This window comes from Nocardioides sp. (assembly GCF_031422975.1).
Classification (GTDB): domain Bacteria; phylum Actinomycetota; class Actinomycetes; order Propionibacteriales; family Nocardioidaceae; genus Nocardioides.
On record NZ_JANPEO010000510.1, the window covers coordinates 1 to 1784 of the forward strand.

Sequence of the window (1784 nt, forward strand, 5' to 3'; positions counted from 1 at the left end):
CAGCTGGTCGATGGGCTCGGTGGCTCCCGCCTCGGCGAGGTCCACCCGCACAGTCCACGGCGCAAGGTTGCGGAGCAGCGAGGTCTCCGTGCGGCCCGCGTGCGCGTCGCCGCCCAGCACCCCGAACCCGGTCCAGGCGGCGGGGCGGCCCTCGTCGCGGAGGGTGGTCACGGCGCTCACGAGCGTGGGCACGTTGCCGCCGTGGCCGTTGACGAATACGAGCCCCGTGGCCCACCGGCACGCCGATCGGCCGAGCTCGACCAGCAGCAGGTAGAGCGCCTCGTGGCCGATCGAGATGGTCCCCGGGAAGTCCTCGTGCTCGCCGCTGGCGCCATAGGCGAGAGCGGGCGCGACCAGCACGCGCACACCCGAGGCATCCAGTCGTACGGCGACCTCCCGGGTCGCCGCACACGCCAGCATCGATTCCGTGGCCAGCGGCAGGTGCGGCCCGTGCTGCTCGAGCGAGCCGATCGGCACGAGCACCAGCGGCGGGTCGCCCTCGATCGTGGGCCAGCGCGCCCCGCCGAGGCCTAGGCGTCGACTGGGCTCGCCCGACGAGCTCGCACCCATCTCAGACCATCCCTGCGACCGGACTCTCGTCGCACGCGCTCGTCGGGCGCGTCCGGGTCGCGCCGAGCGTGAGTCCGACGGGTGCGTTGCGCACCGTGCCCGTGTGCGAGTGGTCCTGACTCGATCCCGGGAGCGCACCGCGGTCCAGGCTCGCCAGCGCCTCCTCGGCGTTACCCTTGACGCACTCCGGATCCGGACCGTCCAACGGCAACCCGGTGAAGAACTTGGCCGCCATGCAGCCACCGCGGCAGCTGTCGTAGGCCGAGCACTTCGCGCAGGCGCCACCGGTCTGCGGGCTGCGCAGCTCCTCGAACAGGGGGGCGTGCTTCCAGACGTGGTCGAAACCGAGGTCACGGATGTTGCCGGCCTTGAACCGGTCGTGGATCGCGAACGGGCACGCGTAGACGTCCCCGACCGGGTCCACCAGGCAGACCACGCGGCCGGCGCCACACAGGTTGAGGCCGGGCAGCGGATCGCCGTACGCCGCAAGGTGGAAGAACGAGTCGCCGGTGAGCACCTTCTCGCCGTTCGCGGTGAGCCAGTCGTAGAGCTGGCGCTGCTGGTGCGGCAGCGGGTGCAGCTCGTCCCACACGTCGGCACCGCGACCCGACGGTCGCAGCCGGGTCAGCCGCAGCTGGGCGCCGAAGCTGTCCGCGATCGCCTTGAACTCGTCGAGCTGGTCGATGTTGTGACGGGTGCACACGACCGAGATCTTGAAGTCCTGCATCCCGGCTGCCTGGAGATTGGCGAGCGCCTTCATAGCGGCGTCGTAGGTGCCCTGCCCGCGGACCGCGTCGTTGACCTCGGCAGTGGCGCCGTCGAGCGATATCTGTACGTCGATGTAGTCGGTCGCCGCCAGCTTCTCCGCCCGCTCCCGGGTGATCCGGAAGCCGTTGGTCGAGAACTTCACGCCGACGTGGTGCTCGACTGCATAGTCGAGGAGCTCCCAGAAGTCGGGACGCACCGTGGGCTCTCCGCCGCCGATGTTGACGTAGAAGATCTGCATCCGCTCGAACTCGCGGATGAGTGCCTTGGCCTCCTCCGTGTCCAGCTCGTCGGGGTCACGGCGACCCGAGGACGACAGGCAGTGCAGGCATGCGAGGTTGCAGGCGTAGGTCAGCTCCCAGGTCAGGCAGATCGGCGCGTCGAGGCCGAGCTCGAACTGGTCGACGAGCCGCCCGACGGCCGGCGGCGGGGTCTCGGTGAGGGTGGCG

The 1784-nt window shown here is 70.6% G+C and carries 2 protein-coding genes; both read right to left on the reverse strand.

What is annotated here, in order from left to right; genetic code table 11:
• Positions 1 to 570, reverse strand: a 570-nt coding sequence (mftE, locus tag RMO85_RS15290; RefSeq protein WP_310529582.1) for a mycofactocin biosynthesis peptidyl-dipeptidase MftE, incomplete at its 3' end; no start/stop codon positions are given.
• Between the two features lies 1 nt (position 571).
• Positions 572 to 1784, reverse strand: a 1213-nt coding sequence (gene mftC, locus RMO85_RS15295) for a mycofactocin radical SAM maturase (RefSeq protein WP_310529583.1), incomplete at its 5' end; no start/stop codon positions are given.